Source organism: Desulfobacula sp. (assembly GCF_021107415.1).
In genome coordinates, this window is record NZ_JAIOSW010000005.1 from 1 (window position 1) to 4,343 (window position 4,343).

Annotated in this window: 5 protein-coding genes and 1 pseudogene; 4 read left to right on the top strand and 2 right to left on the bottom strand. The window is 34.7% G+C overall.

From position 1 onward, the window contains the following. Nucleotides 1-1,013: pseudogene (locus K8S13_RS00160) on the bottom strand (serine protein kinase PrkA); the annotation flags it as partial. 502 nt (nt 1,014-1,515) lie between these two features. Here K8S13_RS00160 and K8S13_RS00165 point away from each other — a divergent pair. Genes K8S13_RS00165 through K8S13_RS00175 form a run of 3 tightly spaced genes read left to right on the top strand, consistent with a single transcriptional unit; the run spans nt 1,516 to nt 2,273 of the window. Then, nucleotides 1,516-1,908: a type II toxin-antitoxin system VapC family toxin gene (locus K8S13_RS00165; RefSeq protein WP_291459579.1), complete on the top strand. Its 393-nt coding sequence runs from the start codon at nt 1,516-1,518 to the stop codon at nt 1,906-1,908. Between the two features lie 15 nt (nt 1,909-1,923). Next, entirely contained in the window at nt 1,924-2,151 is a 228-nt protein-coding gene (locus K8S13_RS00170) for a type II toxin-antitoxin system Phd/YefM family antitoxin (RefSeq protein ID WP_291459580.1), read from the top strand. Beyond that, nucleotides 2,133-2,273 (top strand): ATP-binding protein, encoded by a 141-nt coding sequence (locus K8S13_RS00175; protein ID WP_291459581.1) that lies wholly within the window; start codon nt 2,133-2,135, stop codon nt 2,271-2,273. The genes K8S13_RS00170 and K8S13_RS00175 overlap by 19 nt, the downstream gene beginning before the upstream one ends. 234 nt (nt 2,274-2,507) lie before the next feature. Here K8S13_RS00175 and K8S13_RS00180 read toward each other — a convergent pair whose 3' ends face one another. Beyond that, nucleotides 2,508-3,719 carry a restriction endonuclease gene (locus K8S13_RS00180; RefSeq protein WP_291459582.1) on the bottom strand — a complete coding sequence of 404 codons (1,212 nt, stop codon included), beginning with the start codon at nt 3,717-3,719 and terminating at the stop codon, nt 2,508-2,510. A 316-nt stretch (nt 3,720-4,035) separates the two neighbouring features. Between K8S13_RS00180 and K8S13_RS00185 the strand changes: the two genes are divergently transcribed. Beyond that, nucleotides 4,036-4,257, top strand: a complete 222-nt coding sequence (locus K8S13_RS00185) for a hypothetical protein (RefSeq protein ID WP_291459583.1) — start codon at nt 4,036-4,038, stop codon at nt 4,255-4,257. Nucleotides 4,258-4,343: the final 86 nt, after the last annotated feature.

Consider the following 4,343-nt stretch of genomic DNA (forward strand, 5'->3'; position numbering starts at 1 on the left):
CTTTCGGAAAGAAAGGTATCAAATTCGGAATTATTACTGGTGGCGACAATCAAGGTGTCAATCGGCCATTTAAATCCATCCATTTCGATTGTCCGATTTTGAATCACCCCAAGGTAAACCTGAACCAGATCTTTCTTATTTTTAAAAATTTCATCACTGAAATGAATACCGCCGCCAGCAACCCTTGCAAGTGCCCCTCTTCTTAAATCAAACCGATATGGATTGTTTGAATCGGAAATATGAAGAAGCCTTTGAATAGATTCTTCACCCATGAGATCCACGGCAGACGAGGTGATCTTATCCTTGGCAGGATATTTGCCTGTAATCGTACCAAGACTTTCAATTAATGGAACCGGTATAATGTCAATAAAAGACAACATTTTGGTGATATCATTATCCGTATGTTCCCGAATTTGATTGAGAATGTAAGCAGAACAGGCACCCAAAGGGCGATATTTATCATACAGGTCATCTATCTGTTTGCCCGTAAATTTAAATTTTTTTGAAAAGTACTCTTTTGACTGATCATTAGTTTCACAAAGACTCATAGCCAGGATCATGGGGTCTTCGTAAGTCTGAGATTCAATAAAGTTAATCTTGCCATAGCCTCCAAGCTGATCCAGATTCATAAACCTGAATGTATATTTTTTATTTTGGGGAATACTAAGAAATTCTCTGTACCGCGCACAAAGATATTCTATTAAAAAAGTTTTACCATTGCCGGGTTCACCCACCAGAACAAATGCCATTTCCCTTGATGAGCCACCTTCAGAAGCATCTTTTACAAATGAAACAAAACTGTTTATTTCATCGTACATCCCCACCAGATGTTTTTTCCCCTGACTGAATATATCAAACTGATAGGTTGTTTTCCCTTTGACTGTAATTTTTTGGATACCCGCATCAAGGATCATCCGGGAAACACCTTGAAAGGCATCTTCAAATAATCGTTTTCCTTTTTTAACTGCATCAACATGACTTATTAAAGACTTTGGATTTGTTTTGCCGGCCATTTTACCCTCCTATGGGCAGCAAGGAGGCTTATGCTGCCATTCAAAATTATTTGGAATTTCTTTTCTTTTTCTGCCAATGGCAGATTTTTTACACTTTGTTGGGTACTACATTAACGTTGAGCAACATTAGTAGAGCGAATTTTGAATTATATTAATAATTGCCTTAAATATAACAATAAAAAAAAAAAGTGTAAAAGGAAAATAAAGGGCAATCACATGTGAAACATAAAATTATTTAACGAGTTTCTTGTATAAGAAACGACATCTCTTTTGTTGACCTACAAAACGTGCCCTCAACCTCCTTTTTACATGAGCCTCAATCTGGAGTAATTGGTTTGGATAAGCTGCCTGAATTTTTCAATGAGGAACTCTTTATGGTTGTGAAAACGAAAAAAATTTATAAAATCTGTGCTGAATAGTTACAATTTTTATTGACATATACATGTACGCTCTATAGTATGAATATGGACATATAAAAAAATAGAGGAATGGAAAAATAATTTTGAATGGCTATCTGTTAGATACACACGCACTGATTTTCTGGTTTAACAAAGAAAATGTATCCCGCAAATATGTTGATTTTCTGGATGAACAAAATGAATTGGAGAATCTATATGTTTCATCAATTTCATTCTGGGAGACAGCTCTTCTTGTCAAAAAAAAGAGGATCGAACTTGAGGATATTGATGCCTGGCGTATCAGTTTAATTGAAAGCTCTAATATCAGACTTATTGATCCTACAGCAGGGGAAATGATTGGATCTGTGAACCTGCCTGATTTCCACAAAGATCCTTTTGATCGTCTGCTTATTGCTCAGGCCGTTAAAAACAACTTTTTTTTTGTAACAAAAGATAAAACAATACAACAATACAATGTAAAAACTTTCTGGATTTAGATAAAAGAGGTATTTATGCTAAACATAACAGCAACAGGTTTAAGAGGGAATATTTTTGCGATATTAAAAAGAGTTGAATCAGGTGAAAATGTGGTTATTACCCATAATAAAAAAAAGGTTGCTTATCTAAAACCTGTGAAAAAAAATGACTGGCGCAAACAATGCATAAAAAAACCAAAACTGCTTGTTTCGATGGATGAATTAATTAAACCTGTTGAAGATATATGGGAAGATTATATATAAAAAGGGAAGCCGTGATCAATGCAGTGTGTCACCGGTACTATTTCGAAAAAGGGGCCAATGTCATGGTGGAGATATTTGATAATCGGATTGAAATTTCAAGCCCGGGAGGTTTGGTTAATTGAATAAAGCACCAACACCCCCAAGATATATAAGGGATTAAAATCTTTACTTTCAGTGAATTCACACAATGCTGGAATTCAAACCAAACAAGCCTCAAAATTGCTCAATAACCGGTCGGGAAAAACCCTGGGGAAAAAATTATTGGACATAGGGGAAGTAAGAAAACAGGTGGATATTTTTTAAGAGAATGAAGTAAAATCATTTGCATGATATTTTGATAATGCCAAGAAGCGGGTTTATAAATTTGCCTTGTTATTTTTTTGTTCAGCAAATATTTTTTTAGCTTCTTTTAGATCAATCTTGGCTTTATGTCCATGCTTTTCGAGCAAATGTAATAAATTGTTACCATTTAAGAGTGTCAAAGGTTTTCCCTTAGCAAATTTATAAGCATCAGGGCCATAGTCTGCCGTTGTAACCAGAATTCCCTTTGTGGCGCCTTCATTTACAGTAGTACCGTATAGATCTCTTACAGCAGAAACTCCAACCACGTTTGTATACCTTTTTGCTTGAATTACAATTTTCCCTCCACGTATAGGATCTGGATCAAAGGCTATAGCATCAACACCACCATCTCGACTCGCTTGTGTTATTTTCACTTCACCACCAGAACTGACAAATTCTTTTTCAAAAATCTCGCGAATCAAATTTTCAAAATCTTGCCAATCCATTGCAGCAAGGTTATCTGAATCATCAACGCTGTCCGCTACATCATATGGTGAAACAAAACGGCGATCCTCTCTGTCGATACTTATAATTGGTGCAACAGGCGACAAACCATGTAACTTACTACTACCGACCCCTTTCAGTCGTTTGAAGCATGCTTTTGGATTTACTTTTTCCAGCTTAATAGCTAAAAATTCATCTTTAGACGCTTGAAGAGACATGATGCAACCGTTTGTATTCTGCCCAGTCGCTTTGTCTACAGAATCAACCCATCCGTTAAATACAACAGAATCGAGTGAGTTTATAACATCTGCCTCATACAATTCATGAATAGTTCTTAGTGCGATTTGATAAAGCAGTCCATCATATAATTTATTTAGTGCTGTTTGCGATAGATGAGTCTCTGTAAATTTGTTCGTTGAGATCACATACTTTACCTTCTTAACAGTTGGTAAACAGTCTTTATCAGGAAGAGAATAATCGATAAGTAATATTTTTGATTTAGCTTGGTAATCAAGGAACCATTCTTGAGGGAAATAGTCTGGATATTCAGAATTTGCTAATACCATATCGCAATATTCTAAAATTGAATCAGGATCTTTGTTTAGATATTGGGCTTTCTTTTCTAATATTTTTTTATTGCCTTCCTCCTGGTCCTTTTCGTACTTAAGTTTTTCTTTTTTCCAATTCTTTATATTTTTCAGATAGTCCGCTTTTAGTTTTTCATTTTTTTGCTGTATTTTTTGTTTTTTATTTTCCCAGACTTCAAGATCATAAGTAAACATTTTTTCTGCATCTTCTTTTTTTCGTTTTTTGGGCTTAATGAATATTTTATCAAAGAAGGTGATATCAGGCTGATATTTTCCATCTGATTGAGTGGGTCCAGCAGGGCTTAAGTTGAAAAAGCCATCTCGATCATGGGTATGCTTATTTTTCCATAAAGTTGAATCTTAACTATTTTGGTAAAAATTAAAATTCGGGGATCTTTTCTTAGGGACAAAAAATTTTATATGGCTTATATCTTAATGGATATTTGACATTTAATTACAGAAATGATTGTAATACTTAGATTTATTATACCAAAATTAAGGAGGATCTATCATGGAACAAATACCATATCCTAAAATCAAAGACGAATTACGAAATATATTGGAACCAAAATGCAAAAGATGTCCTCATCACTTAATTAGCAAAAGAAATAGGATATCATGGGGATATGGTCATTTACATTCAAAAATAATGTTTATTATAGAGGCTCCTGCACGGGGTGATGAAAATGATAAACCCTGGCAGGGGTCAAACTTTACAGGTGTGCCACTATAGCTCATAGCACATGAATTGATACCAAAATGATTATTGAATATCCATTTTAATGCCCGACGTCCAAAATTCATCTTCAATTTTTCTTA

Coding starts and splice junctions, on each gene's coding strand:
- K8S13_RS00170 (WP_291459580.1), top strand. CDS start 1,924: ATGCTAAACATAACAGCAACAGGTTTAAGAGGGAATATTTTTGCGATA.
- K8S13_RS00175 (WP_291459581.1), top strand. CDS start 2,133: ATGGGAAGATTATATATAAAAAGGGAAGCCGTGATCAATGCAGTGTGT.
- K8S13_RS00180 (WP_291459582.1), bottom strand. CDS start 3,719: ATGTTTACTTATGATCTTGAAGTCTGGGAAAATAAAAAACAAAAAATA.
- K8S13_RS00185 (WP_291459583.1), top strand. CDS start 4,036: ATGGAACAAATACCATATCCTAAAATCAAAGACGAATTACGAAATATA.